Origin of the sequence: Streptomyces sp. H27-H5 (genome assembly GCF_026627505.1) — a bacterium.
Classification (GTDB): Bacteria; Actinomycetota; Actinomycetes; order Streptomycetales; family Streptomycetaceae; genus Streptomyces.
Genome location: NZ_JAPNLK010000352.1, coordinates 1 through 687, shown reverse-complemented (window position 1 = coordinate 687; position 687 = coordinate 1). Strand labels below are relative to the sequence as shown.

The 687-nt window shown below is 57.8% G+C and carries 1 rRNA gene; it reads right to left on the bottom strand.

The annotated features are described in order from the left end of the window. Positions 1 to 631 (bottom strand): 23S ribosomal RNA (locus OTB19_RS43210); the annotation flags it as partial. Positions 632 to 687 lie beyond the last annotated feature (56 nt).

The window sequence follows — 687 nt, the reverse complement described above, 5'->3', positions numbered from 1 at the left end:
GCGACGCTCCCACGGCTTGTAGGCACACGGTTTCAGGTACTATTTCACTCCGCTCCCGCGGTACTTTTCACCATTCCCTCACGGTACTATCCGCTATCGGTCACCAGGGAATATTTAGGCTTAGCGGGTGGTCCCGCCAGATTCACACGGGATTTCTCGGGCCCCGTGCTACTTGGGAGATTCTTAAGCAAGCCGCTGATGTTTCGTCTACGGGGGTCTTACCCTCTACGCCGGACCTTTCGCATGTCCTTCGACTACATCAACGGTTTCTGACTCGCCGACCGGCCGGCAGACCGATCAAAAGAATTCCCACAACCCCGCATGCGCAACCCCTGCCGGGTATCACACGCATACGGTTTGGCCTCATCCGGTTTCGCTCGCCACTACTCCCGGAATCACGGTTGTTTTCTCTTCCTGCGGGTACTGAGATGTTTCACTTCCCCGCGTTCCCTCCACACTGCCTATGTGTTCAGCAGTGGGTGACAGCCCATGACGACTGCCGGGTTTCCCCATTCGGACACCCCCGGATCAAAGCTCAGTTGGCAGCTCCCCGGGGCCTATCGCGGCCTCTCACGTCCTTCATCGGTTCCTGGTGCCAAGGCATCCACCGTGTGCCCTTAAAAACTTGCCCACAGATGCTCGCGTCCACTGTGTAGTTCTCAAGCAACGACCAGTCACCCATCACCC